This window comes from Micromonospora sp. NPDC057141 (genome assembly GCF_042670805.1).
Lineage (GTDB): Bacteria > Actinomycetota > Actinomycetes > Mycobacteriales > Micromonosporaceae > Micromonospora.
In genome coordinates this window covers 1-19,105 of the sequence record NZ_JBHUVA010000074.1, presented here as the reverse complement: position 1 = coordinate 19,105, position 19,105 = coordinate 1, and the positions used below count along the sequence as shown (strand labels likewise).

20 protein-coding genes and 1 pseudogene are annotated in these 19,105 nt (G+C 74.4%); 6 read left to right on the top strand and 15 right to left on the bottom strand.

What is annotated here, in order from left to right:
• Nucleotides 1-33 precede the first annotated feature (33 nt).
• From ACFT41_RS26630 to ACFT41_RS26605, 6 genes are all read right to left on the bottom strand, one after another.
• Entirely contained in the window at nt 34-1,335 is a 1,302-nt protein-coding gene (locus ACFT41_RS26630; RefSeq protein ID WP_377584249.1) for a phosphatidate cytidylyltransferase, read from the bottom strand.
• Between the two features lie 348 nt (nt 1,336-1,683).
• The gene (gene frr, locus ACFT41_RS26625) at nt 1,684-2,241 is read right to left on the bottom strand and encodes a ribosome recycling factor (protein WP_377584202.1); all 558 of its coding nucleotides are present in this window, start codon (nt 2,239-2,241) and stop codon (nt 1,684-1,686) included.
• 81 nt (nt 2,242-2,322) lie between these two features.
• Entirely contained in the window at nt 2,323-3,090 is a 768-nt protein-coding gene (gene pyrH, locus ACFT41_RS26620) for a UMP kinase (protein ID WP_043962358.1), read from the bottom strand.
• 194 nt (nt 3,091-3,284) lie between these two features.
• Entirely contained in the window at nt 3,285-4,112 is an 828-nt protein-coding gene (gene tsf, locus ACFT41_RS26615; protein ID WP_377584199.1) for a translation elongation factor Ts, read from the bottom strand.
• A gap of 152 nt (nt 4,113-4,264) precedes the next feature.
• Nucleotides 4,265-5,128 (bottom strand): 30S ribosomal protein S2, encoded by an 864-nt coding sequence (rpsB, locus tag ACFT41_RS26610; protein WP_377584197.1) that lies wholly within the window; start codon nt 5,126-5,128, stop codon nt 4,265-4,267.
• A gap of 227 nt (nt 5,129-5,355) precedes the next feature.
• The gene (locus ACFT41_RS26605) at nt 5,356-6,651 is read right to left on the bottom strand and encodes a hypothetical protein (RefSeq protein ID WP_377584194.1); all 1,296 of its coding nucleotides are present in this window, start codon (nt 6,649-6,651) and stop codon (nt 5,356-5,358) included.
• 210 nt (nt 6,652-6,861) lie between these two features.
• On the opposite strand from ACFT41_RS26605, the gene ACFT41_RS26600 reads away from it, so the two are divergent.
• The 5 genes from ACFT41_RS26600 (at nt 6,862) to ACFT41_RS26580 (ending at nt 12,339) form a co-directional block, all read left to right on the top strand.
• Nucleotides 6,862-7,221, top strand: coding sequence for a YraN family protein (locus ACFT41_RS26600; protein ID WP_377584192.1), 360 nt, complete (start codon nt 6,862-6,864; stop codon nt 7,219-7,221).
• A gap of 13 nt (nt 7,222-7,234) precedes the next feature.
• The gene (locus ACFT41_RS26595; protein ID WP_377584246.1) at nt 7,235-8,752 is read left to right on the top strand and encodes a YifB family Mg chelatase-like AAA ATPase; all 1,518 of its coding nucleotides are present in this window, start codon (nt 7,235-7,237) and stop codon (nt 8,750-8,752) included.
• A complete protein-coding gene (locus tag ACFT41_RS26590; protein ID WP_377584189.1) occupies nt 8,749-9,957 on the top strand; it encodes a DNA-processing protein DprA in 1,209 nt (402 codons plus the stop codon). Before ACFT41_RS26595 ends, ACFT41_RS26590 begins: the two co-directional genes overlap by 4 nt.
• Nucleotides 9,958-10,071: 114 nt before the next feature.
• Nucleotides 10,072-11,049, top strand: coding sequence for a tyrosine recombinase XerC (locus tag ACFT41_RS26585; protein ID WP_377584244.1), 978 nt, complete (start codon nt 10,072-10,074; stop codon nt 11,047-11,049).
• 108 nt (nt 11,050-11,157) lie between these two features.
• Complete coding sequence (locus tag ACFT41_RS26580; RefSeq protein WP_377584187.1) at nt 11,158-12,339, top strand: aminotransferase class V-fold PLP-dependent enzyme; 1,182 nt, start codon at nt 11,158-11,160, stop codon at nt 12,337-12,339.
• Between the two features lie 184 nt (nt 12,340-12,523).
• On the opposite strand, the gene ACFT41_RS26575 is transcribed toward ACFT41_RS26580, so the two are convergent.
• Nucleotides 12,524-13,096 carry a murein hydrolase activator EnvC family protein gene (locus ACFT41_RS26575; protein ID WP_377584242.1) on the bottom strand — a complete coding sequence of 191 codons (573 nt, stop codon included), beginning with the start codon at nt 13,094-13,096 and terminating at the stop codon, nt 12,524-12,526.
• 256 nt (nt 13,097-13,352) lie between these two features.
• On the opposite strand from ACFT41_RS26575, the gene ACFT41_RS26570 reads away from it, so the two are divergent.
• The gene (locus tag ACFT41_RS26570; protein ID WP_377584185.1) at nt 13,353-13,622 is read left to right on the top strand and encodes a hypothetical protein; all 270 of its coding nucleotides are present in this window, start codon (nt 13,353-13,355) and stop codon (nt 13,620-13,622) included.
• A gap of 242 nt (nt 13,623-13,864) precedes the next feature.
• On the opposite strand, the gene ACFT41_RS26565 is transcribed toward ACFT41_RS26570, so the two are convergent.
• From ACFT41_RS26565 to rimM, 8 genes and pseudogenes are all read right to left on the bottom strand, one after another.
• A complete protein-coding gene (locus ACFT41_RS26565; RefSeq protein ID WP_007075222.1) occupies nt 13,865-14,188 on the bottom strand; it encodes a DUF2469 domain-containing protein in 324 nt (107 codons plus the stop codon).
• Nucleotides 14,185-14,997, bottom strand: coding sequence for a ribonuclease HII (locus ACFT41_RS26560; protein ID WP_377584182.1), 813 nt, complete (start codon nt 14,995-14,997; stop codon nt 14,185-14,187). Before ACFT41_RS26560 ends, ACFT41_RS26565 begins: the two co-directional genes overlap by 4 nt.
• Nucleotides 14,991-15,560 carry an NUDIX hydrolase gene (locus tag ACFT41_RS26555; RefSeq protein WP_377584179.1) on the bottom strand — a complete coding sequence of 190 codons (570 nt, stop codon included), beginning with the start codon at nt 15,558-15,560 and terminating at the stop codon, nt 14,991-14,993. The genes ACFT41_RS26560 and ACFT41_RS26555 overlap by 7 nt, the downstream gene beginning before the upstream one ends.
• A 71-nt stretch (nt 15,561-15,631) precedes the next feature.
• Nucleotides 15,632-16,267 (bottom strand): signal peptidase I, encoded by a 636-nt coding sequence (gene lepB / locus ACFT41_RS26550; protein WP_377584177.1) that lies wholly within the window; start codon nt 16,265-16,267, stop codon nt 15,632-15,634.
• A gap of 9 nt (nt 16,268-16,276) precedes the next feature.
• Nucleotides 16,277-17,148 (bottom strand): annotated as a pseudogene (gene lepB, locus ACFT41_RS26545) (signal peptidase I).
• Nucleotides 17,149-17,341: 193 nt separating this feature from the next.
• Complete coding sequence (rplS, locus tag ACFT41_RS26540) at nt 17,342-17,698, bottom strand: 50S ribosomal protein L19 (protein WP_043962345.1); 357 nt, start codon at nt 17,696-17,698, stop codon at nt 17,342-17,344.
• Between the two features lie 140 nt (nt 17,699-17,838).
• A complete protein-coding gene (gene trmD, locus ACFT41_RS26535) occupies nt 17,839-18,627 on the bottom strand; it encodes a tRNA (guanosine(37)-N1)-methyltransferase TrmD (RefSeq protein ID WP_377584174.1) in 789 nt (262 codons plus the stop codon).
• Nucleotides 18,628-18,647: 20 nt separating this feature from the next.
• Nucleotides 18,648-19,105: ribosome maturation factor RimM (gene rimM / locus ACFT41_RS26530; RefSeq protein WP_377614019.1), on the bottom strand; the 458-nt coding region annotated here is incomplete at its 5' end.

Sequence of the window (19,105 nt, the reverse complement as noted above, 5' to 3'; positions counted from 1 at the left end):
GGCCGGAACGGGCTGACCGGCGTGATTCATGCCTCAACCCACCACCGGGACGAAGACCGCCAGCAACAGGTACGCGGTGGGCACCGCGAACAGGATCGAGTCGAGGCGGTCCATCAGGCCGCCGTGCCCGGGCAGCAGGCTGCTCATGTCCTTCACGCCGAGATCCCGCTTGATCATGGACTCGGCCAGGTCGCCGAGGACCGCCGCGCAGGACACGGCCACGCCGAACAGGGCGCCCCACCAGGGCGCCACGTCGAACAGCAGCCAGATCAGCAGGGCGCTGCCCGCCGCCGCCGCGGTGACCGAGCCGGCGAAGCCTTCCCAGGACTTCTTCGGGCTGATCGAGGGGGCCATCGGGTGCTTGCCGAAGTTGGCCCCCGCGGCGTACCCGCCGGTGTCGGAGAGCACCACCGCGACCAGGGTGACCAGCACGCGCAGGTGCCCGTCGCCGGGCGCGGCGGCGAGCATCGCCGCGAACCCGCCGAGGAACGGCACGTACACCGCGATGAGGGTGGCCGCCGTCAGGTCACGCTGGTAGTCACCCGGCCCGTCGCCCAGCCGCCAGATCATCGTGCCGAGCACGGTGACCAGCAGGCCGAGGCAGAGCGCGTCGGGGCCGGCGAACCAGGCCAGGCCGACCGTGAGCACGCCGCCGGTGATCAGCGGGACCAGCGGCGGGTGCGCCCCGCTGCGGCGGACCGCCCGGGCCATCTCCCAGGTGCCGATCGCCATCGCGGCGGCCAGCACGAAGAGGAAGGCGGGCAGGTAGAAGAAGAGCGGCAGCAGGACGGCCGCGCCGAGGCCGACACCGACCCCGATCGCCGCCGGCAGGTTGCGGCCGGCGCGGCCGGGCACCGCCTGCTGGGTGGGCGGACGCTCCGCGCTGGCCCGCCGCCGGCCGGGCCCGCGACGACCCTGGGGCGGCTCCGGCTCGGCAGCACCGCCGGCCGGCGCCTCGGGCAGGTAGGCCGGCCCGCCCGGCGGGCGGCCGGGAAAGGGCCCGTCGGGGCGCTGGGCGGAGAACTGGCCGCCCGGTCCGGAGGTGCCGCGCCAGCCCGGTGGGTCGACGGGGTCACCCGGCCGCAACGGCTCGTCGGGCACCGGGCGGGCGCCGTACGGGTCGGTGGCGTCCGCGTCGAACGGCTCCGGCCGGCCAGCCGGGCGGCGCGTCTCGGACCGGCCGCCGGGCGGGGCGGGGGCGTACGCGTCGGTGGTGGCGCTGCGGGCCCACTGCCCCGGCTCGAGATCACGGTCGGGCCAGGGCAGCGCGGCCGGGGCGTCCGGCCGGTCCCAGCTGCGGGGCTCGGGGCTGCGGTAGGGGTCGAGGTGGGACATCACGCACCGAGCGGACGCGGTACGGGGTTCACCACATGACGTACGACCAAGACCATCCCCTACGACGACTGTTCCGTCCGATTGACCGGACCGACGGCCGGCCGATCCCGCCCGTTCACCGCGTGGTGGCCGGAATCGTGCCGAGCCTACTGCACGGGTCGCCCCGGCATGATGGACGAGCCCTTCGTGCCGCCGCCAGCAGTGCGCCCCGGGTTCGCCCGATTTCGGCCCGTGACAACGGAAGGCGATTCGGCCCGTGACGACAGCGGCACCGGCGCCGCCGCCCGACGACGGCGGCACACCGGTGCCACGGCAGGTCACGCGCGCCGGCCCGGGGCCGATCGCGGCTCAGACCTCGAGCAGCTCGCTCTCCTTGTGCTTGACCAGTTCGTCGACGGTGGCCACGAACTTCTGGGTCAGGTCGTCGAGGTCCTTCTCGGCGCGGCGCCCCTCGTCCTCGCCGACCTCGCCGTCCTTGACGAGCCGGTCCAGCTCCTCCTTGCCCCTGCGGCGGATGTTACGCACCGCCACCTTGGCCTCCTCGCCCTTGTGCCGGGCCACCTTGATCATCTCGCGGCGGCGCTCCTCGGTCATCTGCGGGAGCAGGATGCGCAGCTGGTTGCCCTCGTTGTTCGGGTTGACGCTGAGGTCTGAGTCGCGGATCGCCCGCTCCATGGCGCCGATCTGCGAGTTGTCGTACGGCTTGATGATGACCATGCGCGGCTCGGGGACCCCGATGGACGCCATCTGGGGCAGCGGCGTGGGAGTGCCGTAGTAGTCGATGATGACCTTGGAGAACATGGCGGCGTTGGCGCGACCGGTGCGGATGGCGCCGAACTCCTCCTTGGCGTGCTCGATGGCCCGCTCCATCTTCTCCTCGGCCTCGAGGAGGGTGTCGTCGATCACCGGTCTCCTCGCCTCCTTCTTTGTGCTCGTCGTGGGCTGTGCTGTGGTGTCGCGAGGCCGCCTCGCGCGGGCCGCGGCCACTCAGGCGGTGATCAGGGTGCCGATCTTGTCGCCACCCACCGCACGGATGATCGTGTCGTCGCCCTGCGCGCCGAAGACCAGCATCGGCAGGCCGTTCTCCATGCAGAGGCTGAACGCGGCGGCGTCGGCGACCCGCAGGTTGCGGCGGAGCACCTCGGAGAAGGTGATCGAGTCGAGCTTGCTGGCGGTCGGGTCGATCCGGGGGTCGGCGGTGTAGACGCCGTCCACGCCGTTCTTGCTCATCAGCACCACGTCGGCCCGGATCTCCAGCGCCCGCTGGGCGGCCACCGTGTCGGTGGAGAAGTAGGGCATGCCCGCGCCGGCGCCGAAGATCACCACCCGGCCCTTCTCCAGGTGTCGGATCGCGCGCAGCGGGATGTACGGCTCGGCGACCTGGGCCATCGTGATGGCGCTCTGCACCCGGGTCTCGATGCCCTCCTTCTCCAGGAAGTCCTGGAGGGCCAGGCAGTTCATCACGGTGCCCAGCATGCCCATGTAGTCGGCGCGGGCGCGGTCCATGCCCCGCTTCTGCAGCTCCGCGCCGCGGAAGAAGTTGCCGCCGCCGACCACCACGGAGACCTGCACGCCGCGGCGGACCACGGTGGCGATCTGCCGCGCGATGGCCTGGACGACGTCGGGGTCGACGCCGATCGCGCCGCCGCCGAAGACCTCGCCGGAGAGCTTCAGCACCACCCGGCGGGCCCGGCCGGGAGGTGGGGCGGTCGGATCATCCGCCGCCAGGCTCCGGTCACTCACAACCTGCGTCATCCGCCCCGCCCTTCCCCGGTCGCACCCCACGTGCGCCGGTTACCGCGTACCTGCCGTCGCTGACCCTACGCCGCCCCGTCGGCCGCGCGGGCCAGGCATGTGACGAGGAGGCCGCGGTGCCTGTCACGTACACCAGCGGCCTCCTCGTCGATGTTCCCTGCCCCCGGACGCGCATCACGCGCCCGACCGGCGGCTCAGGCCTGGCCGACCTCGAACCGCAGGAAGCGGGTCACCTCGATGCCGGCCTCGGCCAGCACCTGCTTCACGGTCTTCTTGTTGTCGGCGACCGACGCCTGCTCGATCAGGACGTAGTCCTTGAAGAAGGCGTTGACCCGGCCATCGACGATCTTCGGCAGCGCCGCCGCGGGCTTGTTCTCCTCGCGGGCGGTCTGCTCGGCGATGCGCCGCTCGGACTCGACGACGTCGGCCGGCACCTCGTCACGGGTGAGGTACTTCGGCCGCATCGCCGCGATCTGCATGGCGACAGCGCGGGCGTCGGCGTCCCCGGCCTCGTCGGTCCTGCCGGCGTACTCCACCAGCACGCCGACCGCCGGCGGCAGGTCCTGGCTCTTGCGGTGCAGGTAGACCGCGACGGCGCCGTCCAGCTTGGCGAAGCGGTTGAGCACCAGCTTCTCGCCGATCTTGGCGGACTGCTCCTGGATCAGGTCGGCGACCGGCTTGCCGTCGATGCTGCTGGCGAGCAGCTCCTCGGCGGAGGTCGCGCCGCTGGCCTCGCCGTGCTCGACGAGCTGCTGGGCCAGCGCGATGAAGGCGTCGTTCTTGGCGACGAAGTCGGTCTCGCAGTTGAGCTCCAGCAGCGCCTTGCCGGAGTGGGCGACCAGGCCGTTGGCGGCCGTGCGGCCGGCCCGCTTGCCGACGTCCTTCGCGCCCTTGACGCGCAGGATCTCGATGGCCTTGTCGAAGTCGCCCTCGGCCTCGGTCAGCGCCTTCTTGGAGTCCATCATGCCGGCGCCGGTGAGGTCGCGGAGCTTCTTGACGTCCGCGGCGGTGAAGTTGGACATGACTCTCTCTTCGGTGTTGGGACTCGGTGGGTTGGTCTGGGGCCGGGTGGGGTTGGTCTGGACCGGTCACCCGGATCCGGGCCGGCTGTGCCCGGCGTAACCACCGCGCCCCGCCGTCCGGGGAAACGGACGGCGGGCGCGCGGCGGCGCGATCACTCCGCGGCGGCGGCCGCCGGCTCCTCGGCCGGCTGGGCGGCGGCGGGCTGCGCCGGCTGCTCGTCGGCCTTCTTCGGCTCCTCGAGCAGCTCACGCTCCCACTCGGCCAGCGGCTCGTCGGCCCCGACCTGGCCCGGCTCCGGCTTCTCGTCGCCGCCCCGGCGACGGCCGGAGCGGGCGATCAGGCCGTCGGCGACGGCGGCGGCCACGACCCGGGTCAGCAGCTCGGCCGAGCGGATCGCGTCGTCGTTGCCCGGGATCGGGAAGTCGACCTCGTCGGGGTCGCAGTTGGTGTCGAGCACCGCGATCACCGGGATGCCCAGCTTGCGGGCCTCGTCGACGGCGATGTGCTCCTTCTTGGTGTCGACGATCCAGACCGCGGCCGGGAGCTTCTGCATGTCCCGCAGACCACCGAGGGTCTTGGTGAGCTTGATCTTCTCGCGGGAGAGCTGGAGGGTCTCCTTCTTGGTGTAACCGGCGGCGGTGCCGCTCAGGTCACCCAGCGCCTCCAGCTCCTTCATCCGCTGGAGCCGCTTGTACACCGTCTGGAAGTTGGTCAGCATGCCGCCGAGCCAGCGGTGGTTGACGTACGGCTGGCCGACCCGGGTCGCCTGCTCGGAGATGGCCTCCTGGGCCTGCTTCTTGGTGCCCACGAAGAGGATGCTGCCGCCCTCGGCCACCGTGTTGCGCACGAACTCGTACGCCTTCTCGATGTAGTCGAGGGTCTGGCGCAGGTCGATGATGTAGATACCGTTGCGCTCGGTGAAGATGAAGCGCTTCATCTTCGGGTTCCAGCGCCGGGTCTGGTGCCCGAAGTGGACACCGCTCTCCAGCAGCTGACGCATGGTCACGACGGCCATGATGGGGTACTCCTTGTGATCCCTGGTTGCGCCGCCCGGCCGGCGGCCGGGCGTCCTGGCGCCCGGTCGCCGGCCGTGGTGGGCCCGACAAAGATCGGGACCAGGGAGGCCGCCGCCCCACGAGAACGTGGAGAGGGCGCGCGAGGTCGACCGCGCGAGGCGGTCGCCAAGGCCCCAGTGTACGCCCCTGCCCCGCCCGCCGGTCGGCGGGCGGCGAGCGCGGCGGCTCAGCGGGCGGCGAGCGCGGCGGCGAGGAAGAGCACCAGGCCCACCGTGAGGTACGCCGTCGGCGGGCGGAGCCAGCCCCGGCTGCCGTCGGCGAGCGCGAGACCGCCCGTACGCAGCCCGTAGAGCCCGATGCCGAAGATCGGCAGCCCGCCGACCAGGAAGATGCCCACCACGACGTCGGCCGCCGACAGCGGGTCACCGAGCACGCCGTGACGCAGCACCCGCAGGGCCGGGACTTCGAAGACCGCCACCAGCACCGCGATCAGCACGGCGAGCGCCGGGCGGCGGGTGCGGTAGACGCCGTCGGAGGGCACCGGGCCGGGGCGACGCAACCCGTCCTGGGCGTACGCCGGATCCAGGCCGGGCGACGGCAGGTCCGGACGGGGAGCCACCGGGGGCATGGGCCCGGTCGGCAGGTCCAGTGGATGCGGCGGGTCCAGTGGATGCGGTGGCTCGGCCGGGCGGCCCGGATCGGCGGCGCGCGTCGGCTCCGCCGCGGTGGTGGCACCCGCACCCCGGTCGACCGGGGCCCACTCCCCCGCGCCCCTCTCCGCCATGCCCCGGTCCGCCGGCTCGTCCGGGCGACCGGGCTCGATGATCGGATACCCGCCGAGCGGCGCAGGACGCGACGGCTCCGGCCCGCGCCCCACCGGGTCGACGCCGAGCGGGTCCGCGTCGAGCGGGGTGTTCCGGGGACCCGCCTCGCGCGACGAACCGGACAGCAGCGCGCCGTCGCGCGACGAACCGGGCAGCGGCCGGTCCTCGTGCGGCAGGGCGGACGACGGTCGGTCCTCGTGCGGCGGGGCGGAGACCGGCGTGGGGCGCTGCCCGATGGTCAGCGGAAACTCGACGGCCCGCTGGGCGGGCGGCAGCGGGAACGCGACGGAGTGCTGACCGGCCGGCAGCGCCGCGTCGGCGGCGGACCGCGCCGGGTCGACGCCACGCGCCGCCCGGCGAGCCTCCCGCTCGGCAGCGAGCTCGTCCGCCGACACGCCGAAAGAGCCCGTGTCGGCCCGGCGGGACCGCGCGGGCCGGTAACTGTCCGTGTCGGGGTCGGTGGCCCCGAACGCGTCGTCCGCGCCGTGCCGCCCGGTCTCGCCGTACCGGCCCGCGGGTGGATCGGTCAGCTCGTCGTACCGGGGCTCGCCGGTGTCGCCACGCTGGTCAGGGACGCGGAACTCGTCCGCTCGATAGCGGTCGTCGCCCGCCGGACGCCAGTCCGGCTCGCCGTACCCGCGCTCGCCGGGGTACCAACGCGACTCCTGATCTTCGGGAAAGCTCCGTCGTGCGTTCACGATCGGCACCGTATGTGACAGGCGCACCCCCGCGCCATCCGGACGGACGGCGCGCCGCCAGCGACAACCGCAGGAGTACGCGGAAACGGGCACCGCCCCACCGCAGGTGCCTATAGCACACCAGGGGGATGATCGTCCGGTCGTCCACAAGCGCCCCCGTCATCCACAGGCGTCCGGCGGACGCGGCCACGGTTCGGCAGGGTGCGGCGCATGACGAAGCGGAACCAGGCCGTCGGCGCGTACGGGGAACGATGCGCCGTCCGGCACCTGATCGGAGCCGGGCTGCGCCCGGTCGCCCGCAACTGGCGCTGCCCCGCCGGCGAGATCGACATCATCGCCTGGGACGGCCCCGTGCTCGCCTTCTGCGAGGTGAAGACCCGGTGCACCACCCACTACGGGACGCCGGCCGAGGCGATCGTGCCCGCGAAGGCGCGGCGGCTGCGAGGGCTGGCGGCCCGTTGGCTCGCCGAGACCGGCACCACGGCCGGCGAGGTGCGCTTCGACGTCCTCTCCGTCGAGCTGCCCGACGCCGGTGCGGCCCGGGTCGAGCATGTCAAGGGTGCGTTCTGATGGGCGGCCGGGCGTGAGCTACGCGAAGGTGCTCTGCGTCGGCCTGGTCGGGGTGACCGGGCACGTGGTGGAGGTGGAGGCCGACCTCGCCCCGGGGCTGCCGGCCGTGGTGATCTCCGGGCTGCCGGACACCGCCCTGCACGAGGCCCGCGACCGGGTCCGCGCCGCGATCGTCAACTCCGGCCAGCGCTGGCCCAACCGGCGGATCACCCTCAACCTGCTGCCGGCCACGATGCCCAAGTTCGGTTCGGCCTTCGACCTGGCGATCGCGGTGGCGCTGCTCGGCGGCTCCGGCGAGCTGCCGCTGCTGCCCCTGGAACGGGTGGTGATCCTCGGGGAGCTGGGCCTCGACGGCACCGTCCGGCCGGTACGCGGGGTGCTGCCCATGGTGGCCGCCGCCGCGCGAGCCGGGCTGCACCGGGTGGTCGTCCCGGTGGACAACGCCGCCGAGGCGGCGGTCATCCCGGGCGTCCGGGTCCGCGCCGTGGACACGCTGCACCGGATGGTCGAATTCGTCCGGGACGGCACACCGCTGATCGAGCCGCCCGACCCCGCCCCGGCGGACGGGCCGGCCGGGCCTGACCTGTCGGAGGTGGCCGGGCAGGCGCTGGGCCGGCGGGCCTTGGAGGTGGCCGCCGCCGGCGGGCACCACCTAGCGCTGTTCGGGCCGCCCGGCGCGGGCAAGACCATGCTCGCCGAGCGCCTGCCGTCGATCCTGCCCGAGTTGGACGACGACGCGGCGTTGGAGGTCACCGCGATGCACTCGATCGCCGGGCTGCTGCCGGCCGGTGGTCGCCTGCTGCGCCGCCCGCCGTTCCAGGCCCCGCACCACACCGCCACGGTCGCCTCGCTGGTCGGCGGCGGGTCCGGGCTGGCCCGCCCCGGCGCCGTGTCGCTCGCCCACCGTGGGGTGCTGTTCCTCGACGAGGCGCCGGAGTTCGGCAAGGGGGCCCTGGAGGCCCTGCGCCAGCCGCTGGAGCACGGCCGGGTGCAGCTCGCCCGCAGCCGGGGCGGCACCGAGTATCCGGCCCGGACGCAGCTGGTGCTCGCCGCCAATCCCTGCCCCTGCGCGAAGCCGGCCGGCGACGCATACTGCGAGTGCGCGCCGCTGGCCCGCCGACGCTACCTCGGCCGCCTCTCCGGCCCGCTGCTGGACCGCATCGACGTGCAGGTCACCCTCCCGCCGCTGCGGGCGGCGGAGCTGATGGAGGCGGGGGCCGGCGAGTCGTCGGCCACGGTCGCCGCCCGGGTGGCGTCCGCCCGCCGGGCCGCGACCGACCGCTGGGCGGGCAGCGGCTGGCGGGTCAACGCGGAGGTGCCCGGCCACCGGCTGCGCCGGCCGCCGTGGCGGCTGCCGGAGCGGGACACCCGGGAGCTGCGCGGGCGACTCGACTCCGGGTCGCTGTCGGCACGCGGTTTCGACCGGGTCGTCCGGATGGCGTGGACGATCGCCGACCTCGACGGACGGGACCGCCCGCACGCCGACGACGTCCGGGAGGCGATCCAACTGAGGATGGGGGACGGAGCGTGAGCAGCGACGACGACCGGCTGGCCCGGGTGGCGTTGACCTGGTTGGCCGAGCCCGGCACCCGCTCGGTGCACCGGCTGGTCGACGAGCTCGGCGCGGGTGGCGCGCTGGACCTGCTGCTGCGCGGCGGGGCGCCGGAGGATCGGCTGCGCGCCGCCGTGGCCGCCCGCTGCCGGGACGGGGACGCCCGGGCCGTGGCGGCCGACGCCCTGGCCCGCACGGAACGGCTGGGTGCCCGGCTCGTCACCCCCGCCGACGGGGAGTGGCCCGCCACCGTCGAGCACCTGCGCCGGCTGGTCCTGCCCGGCGCCACCCGGCGGGTGGACGTCGAGACGGCACCCCCACTCTGCTTCTGGGTACGCGGCGAGTGGCCGCTCGGGGACGCCCTGGACCGGGCGGTTTCGGTGGTCGGCGCGCGGGCGGCCACCCCGTACGGGGTACACGTGGCCACCGAGCTGGGCTACGGGCTGGCCGACCGGGACTGGACGGTGGTCTCCGGCGGCGCGTTCGGCATCGACGCGGCGGCGCACCGGGGCGCGCTCAACGCCGGCGGGCTGACGGTGGCGGTGCTCGCCTGCGGGATCGACCGGCCGTATCCGATGGGCAACGCCGCGCTGTTCGACCGCATTGGCGAGACCGGGTTGCTGGTCAGCGAGTGGCTGCCCGGGGCGGAGCCACTGCGCCCCCGGTTCCTCATCCGCAACCGGGTGATCGCGGCGGCGACCGAGGGCACGGTGCTGGTGGAGGCGTCGGCCCGCAGCGGGGCGACGCAGACCGTCAACCGGGCCCTCGCCGCCGGCCGGCGCGCCATGGTGGTGCCTGGGCCGGTCACCTCCGCCATGTCGGTCGGTGCCCACGAGTTGCTGCGCGAGCACCCGTCGGCCCGGCTGGTCACCGGCGTGGCGCACGTGCTGGAGGAGGTCGGCCGGATCGGCGCCGACCTCGCCCCGCCCGCGCGCGCACCCCAACGTCCCCGGGATCTGCTCGACGACGAGGCGACGCAGGTTCTGGAGTCGATGCCCCGCCGAGGGGCGGTCGGCGTCGACCGGCTGGCCGCCCGCGCCGGCGTGGACGTCCGGACCGCTCTGCGCAAGCTCTCCCTGCTGGAGGAGCTGGGCCTGGTGCGCCGCCGCGACGACGGATACGCACTGGTCGCCGGTCCGGCCGCGTCGGTGACCGGTCCGGCTCGCCGCGCGCTCGTAAGCTGAGCCGGTGCGAGGCGACGGACGGGCACGGCGGCGGGCGGCGGGCGCACGGGGCGGCCCCGGGTGAGCCGCGCCGGTCCCGACAGCAGGGCGACGCACGCGGCCCTGCCGACGCCGATGCGGCAGGCGGTCGACGACTTCGCCGACCACCTGGCCCGGGTGCGCAACCGCTCGGCGCACACCGTCCGCGCGTACGTCGGCGACCTGGTCTCCCTGCTCGACCACGCCGCCCGGTTGGGCTGCGCCGAGGTGGCCGACCTCGACCTGGGCGTGGTGCGCAGTTGGCTGGCGAAACAGCGCACGACCGGAGCGGCCCGCACCACGATGGCGCGGCGGGCCGCCGCAGCGCGCGCCTTCAGCGCGTGGGCCCACCGCTGCGGGCTGATCCCCACCGACGTGGCCGCGCCGCTGGCGAGCCCACGCGCCCACCGGGACCTGCCGGCCGTGCTCCGCCCCGACCAGGCGGCCACCCTCATGCAGGCCCCGGCCCGCCCCGAAGATATTGGAAGCGAAGTGCCCCTGGAGGGGCCCGATTCTTCCAAGATCTCCCCGATCGACCCCGTCAGCGACAGGGAGGGGGAGAGGGCGCGTGGGGTGGTGCTGCGGGATCGGGTCCTGCTCGAACTGCTCTACGCCACCGGCATACGGATCAGCGAGGCCTGTGGCCTGGACACCGCCGACGTGGACCACGGCCGCCGCGTGGTCCGGGTGCTCGGCAAGGGCTCCCGGGAACGGTCCGTGCCGTACGGGGTGCCGGCGCAACGCGCCCTCGACGAGTGGCTGCGGGCCGGGCGGCCCGTCCTGGCCGGCCCGGGTTCAGGGGATGCACTGCTGCTCGGGGCGCGGGGCGGGCGGCTGCACCCGACGACGGCGCGACGGGTCGTCGCCGGGTACGCCGAGGCCGCCGGCCTGCCCCGGACGACCCCGCACGGCCTGCGCCACTCGGCCGCCACCCACCTGCTGGAGGGCGGCGCGGACCTGCGGGCGGTGCAGGAGCTGCTGGGTCACTCGTCGCTGGGCAGCACGCAGATCTACACCCACGTGTCGGTCGAGCGGTTGCGGGCGGCTTACCGGCAGGCCCACCCGCGCGCCTGAGCCGGCCGGCCCGCACGTCGACCGAGGGGGACGCGCCGGCCACCGGGCCACCGCAGGCCGGTGCTCGTCGTGGGCCACCACCCATCGGTATCCGGCTACGATCATGAGATGAGCGCGCCGCAGCCGCCCGAACCCATCTCCGGCGCCCGGCTGCTCTTCTCGCTGGACCCGGCCGTAAGCCATCTCAACCACGGCTCGTTCGGCGCGGTGCCGGTCAACGTGCAGCGCGTCCAGCAGCGGCTGCGCGACGAGATGGAGGCGAACCCGCTGCGCTTCTTCGGGCTGAGCCTGGTGGACCGGATCACCCACGCCCGCCGGCACCTGGCTGCCTTTCTCGGCGCCGCCCCGGACGGCACCGCCCTGGTCGGCAACGCCACCACCGGCGTCGCCGTGGTGCTCCAATCGCTGGGCCTGCGCCCCGGCGACGAGGTGCTCACCACCGACCACGGCTACGGCGCGGTCGGCTTCTCCGTCGACCGGGAGTGCCGGCGCACCGGGGCGACCTGGCGCGTCCTGCCGGTGCCGTTGACCGCGACCGACGAGCAGGTCGTCGAGATCCTCCGCGCCGGGCTGCGCCCCGGCCGGACGAAACTGCTCGTCGTCGACCAGCTGACCTCCGCCACCGCCCGCCTGTTCCCGGTCACCGCGATCGTCGGGATGGCGCACGCGCACGGGGTGCCGGTGCTCGTCGACGCCGCCCACGCGCCGGGCATGCTGGCGACCCCCGTCGCGGGCATCGGCGCGGACTTCTGGGTGGGCAACCTGCACAAGTGGGGGTACGCCCCGCGAGGCACCGCCGCGCTGGCGGTGGCGCCGCCGTGGCGGGACCGGATGGAGCCGCTGGTGGTCTCCTGGGAGCAGGCGGCCGGTTTCCCGGGCAACGTCGAGTGGCAGGCGACCCTGGACTACACCTCATGGCTCGCCGCCCCGACCGGCGTCTGGACCCTGCGCAGCCTCGGCGTCGAGCGGGTACGCGCGCACAACGCCGCGCTGGCCGCGTACGGGCAGCGGGTGCTGGGGGACGCACTGGGGGTGGCACCGGCCGACCTGCCGGAGCCCGGCGGGCCGACGGTGGCCATGCGGATCGTCCCGTTGCCGGCCGGGCTGGCCACCACGATCGACGCCGCCCGTGCGCTGCGGAACCGGATCGCCGAGCAACTGTCGGCCGAGGTGGCGGTGATGTCCTGGGACGGTCGAGGCTGGCTGCGGCTGTGCGGCCAGGTCTACAACGCGCCGCACGAGTACGAACGCCTCGCCGCGCGGCTGCCGGCGCTGCTCGCACAACGCTGACGGCTGACAAGCGACCCGGCCGGGCCGGACCCGCTCGACGGAGCACCGGGCGCGGGCACCAGGTGCCCACCATGCCGGCGACATGGGCGCATCGGGTGGCCGGGATACCGCCATGTCGCCGCCATGGGGCCCGGCCAGGGCGGGCGCGCCCGGCGCCATCCGCGGCCCGGGCCGCGGATGGCCGTCAGTGCGGCAGGAGCCGGACGGGGCCGAGGCCGAGCAGGGCCATCGGGTCCAGGTACTCCTCGCCCCGGCGCAGACCCCAGTGCAGGCAGGCCCGGTCCGGACAGCCCACGTGCCCGACGCCCAGCCGGCCCAGCGGTGCCCCCACGGTCAGCCGGTCACCGGCGCGGACGCCGGGCAGCACCGGCTCGTAGGTGGTCCGCAGCCCGGCGCTGTGCCCGACGGTGATCACCGGACGGCCGGCGACCTGCCCGGCGAAGAGCACCACCCCGGGCCCGGCGGCGCGGACCACGGCTCCCGGCGCGGCGATCAGGTCGACGCCTCGGTGCCCGGGCAGCCATGGCTGCGGCGGCGGTTCGAAGCGGCGGGCCAGCCGCGGCGCCCCGTCGAGCGGCCACCGGAACCGGACCGCTGGCGTCGACCCGCTGGCCACGTCGGTGGGCATCGCCGCCGGGTGAGGCGTCGCGCGGAGAGCGGACCGCCCCGACTGGGCGGAGGCCCCGGAGCCGGACCCGGAAGCGGGGGACCCGGAACTGGCAGCGAGGACAAGCACGCAGAGGACGGTCCAGGCCATCGCCGCCGGGGCCGACCACGACCACCGCCGGGCCGGCCCATCCCCTACCCGGCCCTCGCCGCCGCCCGAACCGGTGCCGGTGCTCCCGCCCAGGCCGGGGTCGCCCGGCACGTGCCTCGTCCACATGCCCGGCAGCGTGCCGGAATCCCGGGGTGTCCGCCACCGGTCACTGCTCACCTGTGGACAGCCGGCGTAGTTGTGGACAACCCCCGCCCGGCCCGATGATCTGCTATGCCAGGCGGGCCCGGACCGCCCTGTGCCGGCCCGGTTCGTCGCCGGCTTTGTGCTACGACGTGACCCCGGCCGCCTGCGCTGTCTGCTCATCCACGACGACATTCCGGACGTCGACCCGACGACCCACGCGCTGACCGGGACGGTGCGGCTGACCGGGACGGTGCGGCTGACCGGCCGCTCGTCGTCGACCTGGCCGAGCTTCGGCGTCGACCACGGGGGACGCACCGGGTCGCCGTGGACGGTGGACGGGCGGCCTGGTCGGGGCCCGCCCCGGTGGTGTCGGTGGAGGTGACCACCGACGGCGGGGTGGCGACGTGGGCACCGGCGATGCTGGACCCGCCGGCCGGCGGGCGTGGCGGCGACGGCGGTGGCGCTTCGAGTGGGGTGGCGCGGCCGGGGCGCGGCACGTGCTGGGCGCCCGGACGACCGACGAGTCCGGGCGGAGCCAGCCGGTCGAGCAGCCGGGGAACCGGGGTGGCTTCGCCAACAACACGGTGCAGCGGGTCCTGGGTCGGTGCAGGGCGGTGGGGGCCGTCAGCCGCCGAAGCCGGAGTCGGCCGGCAGGGAGATGTCGGGCTTCTCCAGCTCTTCGACGTTGACATCCTTGAATGTCATCACCCGGACGTTCTTGACGAACCGGGCCGGACGATACATGTCCCACACCCAGGCGTCATGCATCTCCACCTCGAAGTAGACCTCGCCGTCGGAGTTGCGCACGTGCAGATCCACCTGGTTGGCCAGGTAGAAGCGGCGCTCCGTCTCCACCACGTACGAGAACTGGCGGACGATGTCGCGGTATTCCCGGTAGAGCTGGAGCTCCATTTCGGTCTCGTACTTTTCGAGATCTTCCGCGCTCATCGCACTCCGCCTTCCATGACCACATTCTCCCCCACCGGCGCGGGAGGTCGGGGCTGCTCGCCCAACGCCACGCCGACGGTACCCTTTGACGCGCCGAAGCGCTCCATCGGCTCGACCGGCCTCGCGCCCACCGGTCGGCGGGATCTGGGTGGCCGCCCGTCCAGGCCGGAGACGGCGGCCACGTTGACGTACGAGAATCGATGCTCCCCGCACGGGCCGTGCTCCCGCAGGGCCGCCGTGTGCTCCGCGGTGATGTAGCCCTTGTGTTCGGCGAAGCCGTAGCTGGGGAAGGACGCGTCCAACTCGACCATGATCCGGTCCCGGGTGACCTTGGCGAGCACGCTGGCCGCCGCGACGCAGGCCGCCACCCGGTCGCCCTTCCACACCGCCAGCCCCGGCACGTCGAGGCCGTCGACGCCGAAGCCGTCGGTCAGCACGTAGTCGGGGCGGATGGCCAGCGAGGCGAGCGCCCGGCGCATCGCGGCGAGGTTGCACACGTGCAGGCCCCGGGCGTCGACCTCGTCGGCCGGGATCACCACCACCGCGTACGCGAGGGCGCGGGAAACGACCTGGTCGTAGACGCGTTCCCGGCTGGCCGGGGTGAGCAGCTTGGAGTCGGCCAACCCGTCGATCTCGCCGCGCCGCCCCTCGGGCAGCACCGCCGCCGCGGCGACGAGCGGGCCGGCGCAGGCGCCCCGACCGGCCTCGTCGGCACCGGCCACGTGCCGGAAGCCCCGGCGCTGCAGGGCGCGCTCCAGCGCGTACAGCCCGGCCTCGCGGCGCACCACGGTGCGCGGCGGGGTCAGCACGGCGCGCCCCCGGCGGCGGACCCGACCTCGACGGACCCGGCGGGAGCGACGGCCGACCCGGACCCGGCGGGGTCGGCGGCCTGGACCTGCGGGCTGGACGCCTCGGGGGGCGCGGCGAGCAGCCGGCGCAGCAGCGCTGGCAGGTCGGCCGGGTAGTAGCGCTCGGCGGTGGCGGCCAACTCGTCGAGCGGCCACCAGCGGTGCCCGGTGATGCTGGCCCGCTCGACGGCGTCGAAGCCCGCCGTGTCCACCTCCCACCCGGCCACCCGGACCAGGAAGAACTGCTGCTCCTGCTCGTAGTGGACGCCGCCGAACGGGAACCGGACCCGCTCCTGCGACACGGGCTCGCCCAGCTCCGCCGGGGTCAGCCGCAGGCCCGTCTCCTCGGCCAGCTCCCGGGCGGCGCCGGCCGCCGGGGACTCCCCCGGCTCCAGCCCGCCGCCAGGGGTCAACCAGTATCGGTGGTCGGGCCGCGCCGGGTCGTGCCCGGCGAGGAGCAGCACCCGGCCGGCGGCGTCGACGAGCAGCACGCGCGCCGCGCGCCGGGGGGTGTAGACCGTCACCGTCCCAGCCTGCCAGACGCGGCCCCCGACGCCCACGCCCACCCGGGGGCTGCTGGGGTCACACGGACGGATCAGGGGTTCGGGACGTCGTCGAACGGCTTCGGCACGGTGAGCCACGTGGCCCGGTCGACCGGCCAGAAGACGGTGAACGCCCGCCCGACCACCTGGTCTTCGGGGATGGTCGCGCTGTCGATGTTCTGACCCGACTGCTGCCAGTGCTCCAGCGAGTCGCCGGAGGCCGAGCGATGGTCGCCCATCACCCAGAGCCGCCCCTGCGGCACGGTGATGTCGAACTCCTGGTCGGCCGCCTTGTCCGGCTGGCCGTTGGCGGAGTAGATGTACGGCTCGTCGATCGGCTGGCCGTTGACCACCAGCCGCTCCTGCGGGTCGCAGCAGACCACGTGGTCACCGCCGACGCCGATCACCCGCTTGATGAAGTCCTCGCCGTCGGGGTTCCCGCTCCACTCGGTGGGCGCCTTGAACACCACCACCTCGCCCCGGTGCGGCGAGCGAAAGTCGTATACCAGTTTGTTGACCAGCACCCGATCGTTGATCTGGAGGGTGTTCTCCATGGACGGCGACGGGATGTAGAAGGTCTGGAGCACAAAGGCCCGCACCAGCACCGCGACCAGGATCGCCACGCCCAGGAGGATGGGCAGCTCCTTCCAGAAGGAGCCGCTCTTCTTGTCGGTCTGCTCGTCAATCACGGGAGGAGCCTACGTCGCCGGGAGCGGGCCGGCCGACCGGAACGCGCGAGAACGGACAGCGCGGCCGAGACCGGGACGAGCAGCAGCACACCGCCCGTGCCGGTGGGCCGCACCGGGGCCAGGGGTTGCCCGGCCGCCGGGGCGGGCCCGGTGACCGTGGCGAAGGTCTGCGGCACCGGCAGCGACGACCACCGCGAGGACGGCCAGACGACCGCGAACGCCCGGCCGACGACGTTGTCGATCGGCACCGGGCCCTGGCAGCGGGCGTCCTGGGAGACGAGCCGGTGGTCGCCCATCACGAAGATCTGGCCGGGCGGGACGACCACCTCGTCGAAGCGCCGCGACCGGCACTCGGCGGGGTTGGGCGGCAGGTCCAGCGGGGAGTCCCGGACCACGTACGGCTCGTCGAGCGGGACGCCGTTGACGGTGACCCGGCCCTGCGCGTCGCAGCAGCGCACCCGGTCGCCCGGCAGGCCGATCACCCGCTTGATGAAGTCCTTCTCGCCGGGGCGGCTCAACCCGACCAGGTCGCCGATGGTGCGGCCGAACTTGCCGGCGATCCCGGGCTCGGGGTCCTGGACCTCCTGGGCGACCCACTTGTCGGTGCCCCGGAAGACCACCACCTCGCCGCGCTGCGGGTCCCGGACGTCGTAGACGACCTTGTTGACCAGCACCCGGTCCTGGATGAGCAGCGTGTCCTCCATGGAGCCGGAGGGGATGAAGAACGCCTGGAGCAGGAAGGTGCGGATCAGCACCGCCAGGCAGAAGGCGACGATCAGCAGCAGCGGCAGCTCCTGCCACAGCGGCATCTGCCGGCGGGCGCGCCGGTCCCGCCGGCGCCACGGATCGACCGCCTCGCCCTCGTCAAGCGTCCGCACCATGCCACTCCCCGGTTCGCAGGAACGCCACTACCGCCCGGGAGCCTCGTCGAGGCCCCACGGGCGGTAGTGGGACGATCCGCGACCACGGCTCACGCCGCGACGCATCGATGCCCGCCTGCGCCCGTACGACCAGCGTAACCGGGGCTGGCCCGTACGACATCCGTGCAGCTCAGGCGGCGTGGCGAGCGGAAGGTCAGCTCGGCTGCTTCTCGCGACGCTCCTTGATCTTGGCCTTCTTGCCCCGCAGCTCGCGCAGGTAGTAGAGCTTGGCGCGACGCACGGCACCGCGGGTCACGATCTCGATCCGGTCGATCGCCGGGCTGTTCACCGGGTAGGTCCGCTCGACACCGACGCCGAAGCTCATCTTGCGGACCGAGAAGGTCTCGCGCAGGCCGTCACCCTGGCGGCGGATGACGACGCCCTGGAAGATCTGGACCCGGGACCGGCTGCCCTCGACGACCCGCGCGTGCACCTTGACGGTGTCACCGGCGCGGAACTGGGGGATGTCGACCCGCTTCGACTGGGCGTCAAGGGCGTCCAGGATGTTCATCGCTGCGTCCTCGTGAGGCTCACGGCGCACCGTCAGTCGGTGCGCGAATGGGTGATTCTGATCCCCGGGTGGCGACCGCGGGCGGCCCCGGTCGAGGATCCTCGCAGCCACCCGCGGCGCGGGCGGTCACGGCAACCTCCCTACTTTGCCACATCCCCCGCCGGCAGCGGAAATCCGGCCCGGTCCAGGGCCGCCCGGTCCCGCTTGTCCAGGCTCTCCGGGTCGAGCGCGGCGAGCAGGTCGGGCCGGCGGGCGGCGGTACGCGTCAGCGCCTCCTCGCGCCGCCAGCGGGCGATCCGGCCGTGGTCGCCGGAGCGCAGCACCTCCGGCACCTCGTGCCCCCGCCAGCTCGCCGGCTTGGTGTACATCGGCGCCTCCAGCAGCCCGTGGGCGTGCGACTCCTCGTCCAGTGAGCCGGCGTTGCCCAGCACCCCGGGCAGCAGCCGGGCCACGGCCTCCAGGATCACCAGCACCGCCACCTCGCCGCCGAAGAGCACGTAGTCACCGAGGGAGACCTCGGTCACCCGCATCCGGGTCGCGGCGTGGTCGAGCACCCGCTGGTCGATGCCCTCGTACCGGCCGCAGGCGAAGATCAGGTGCGACTCGGCGGCCAGCTCGTGCGCCATGGCCTGGGTGAACGGCTGCCCGGCCGGCGACGGCACCAGCAGCCGGGGCAGGGTCACGCCGTCCGGGGTCAGCTCGGCCGGGACGAGGGCGTCGAGCGCCTCGCCCCACGGCCCGGGCCGCATCACCATGCCGGGCCCGCCGCCGTAGGGCGTGTCGTCGACGGTGCGGTGCACGTCGTGGGTCCAGCTCCGCAGGTCGTGTACGGCCAACCGCAGCGTCCCGGCGGCCCGGGCCCTGCCGATCAGCGACAGGTCGAGCGGGGCGAGGTACTCGGGGAAGATCGACACGACGTCGACGCGCATGCGCAGGTGCTCCAGGTGGCCTAGAGGTCGAGCAGGCCGCTGGGCGGGTCGACGACGACGCGACCGCCGGCGAGGTCGACCTCGGGCACGATCGCCCTGACGAACGGGATCAGCGCGGTGCGCCCCTCGGGGCGACGCAGCACCAGCAGGTCGGACGCGGGCGCGTGGTCGATCTTGACCACCTCGCCGAGGTGCTCGCCGGCCGGGGTGACCGCGGCCAGCCCGACGAGCTGGTGGTCGTGGAACTCCTCCGGGTCCTCCGGCGGGGCGACGTCGGCGCTGTCCACCCAGAGCAGGGTGCCGCGCAGCGCCTCGGCGACGTCGCGCTCCAGGACGCCCTCGAAGGCCACCAGCATTCGCCCCTGGTGCCAGCGGGAGGCCTCGATGGTCAGCTCGGCCGGGACCTGGAACGGCACGCCGGGGCCGGGGGCGGGGTTGGCCGGCGGCGCCGCGCCCGGCTCGGTAGCGAGTACCGAGC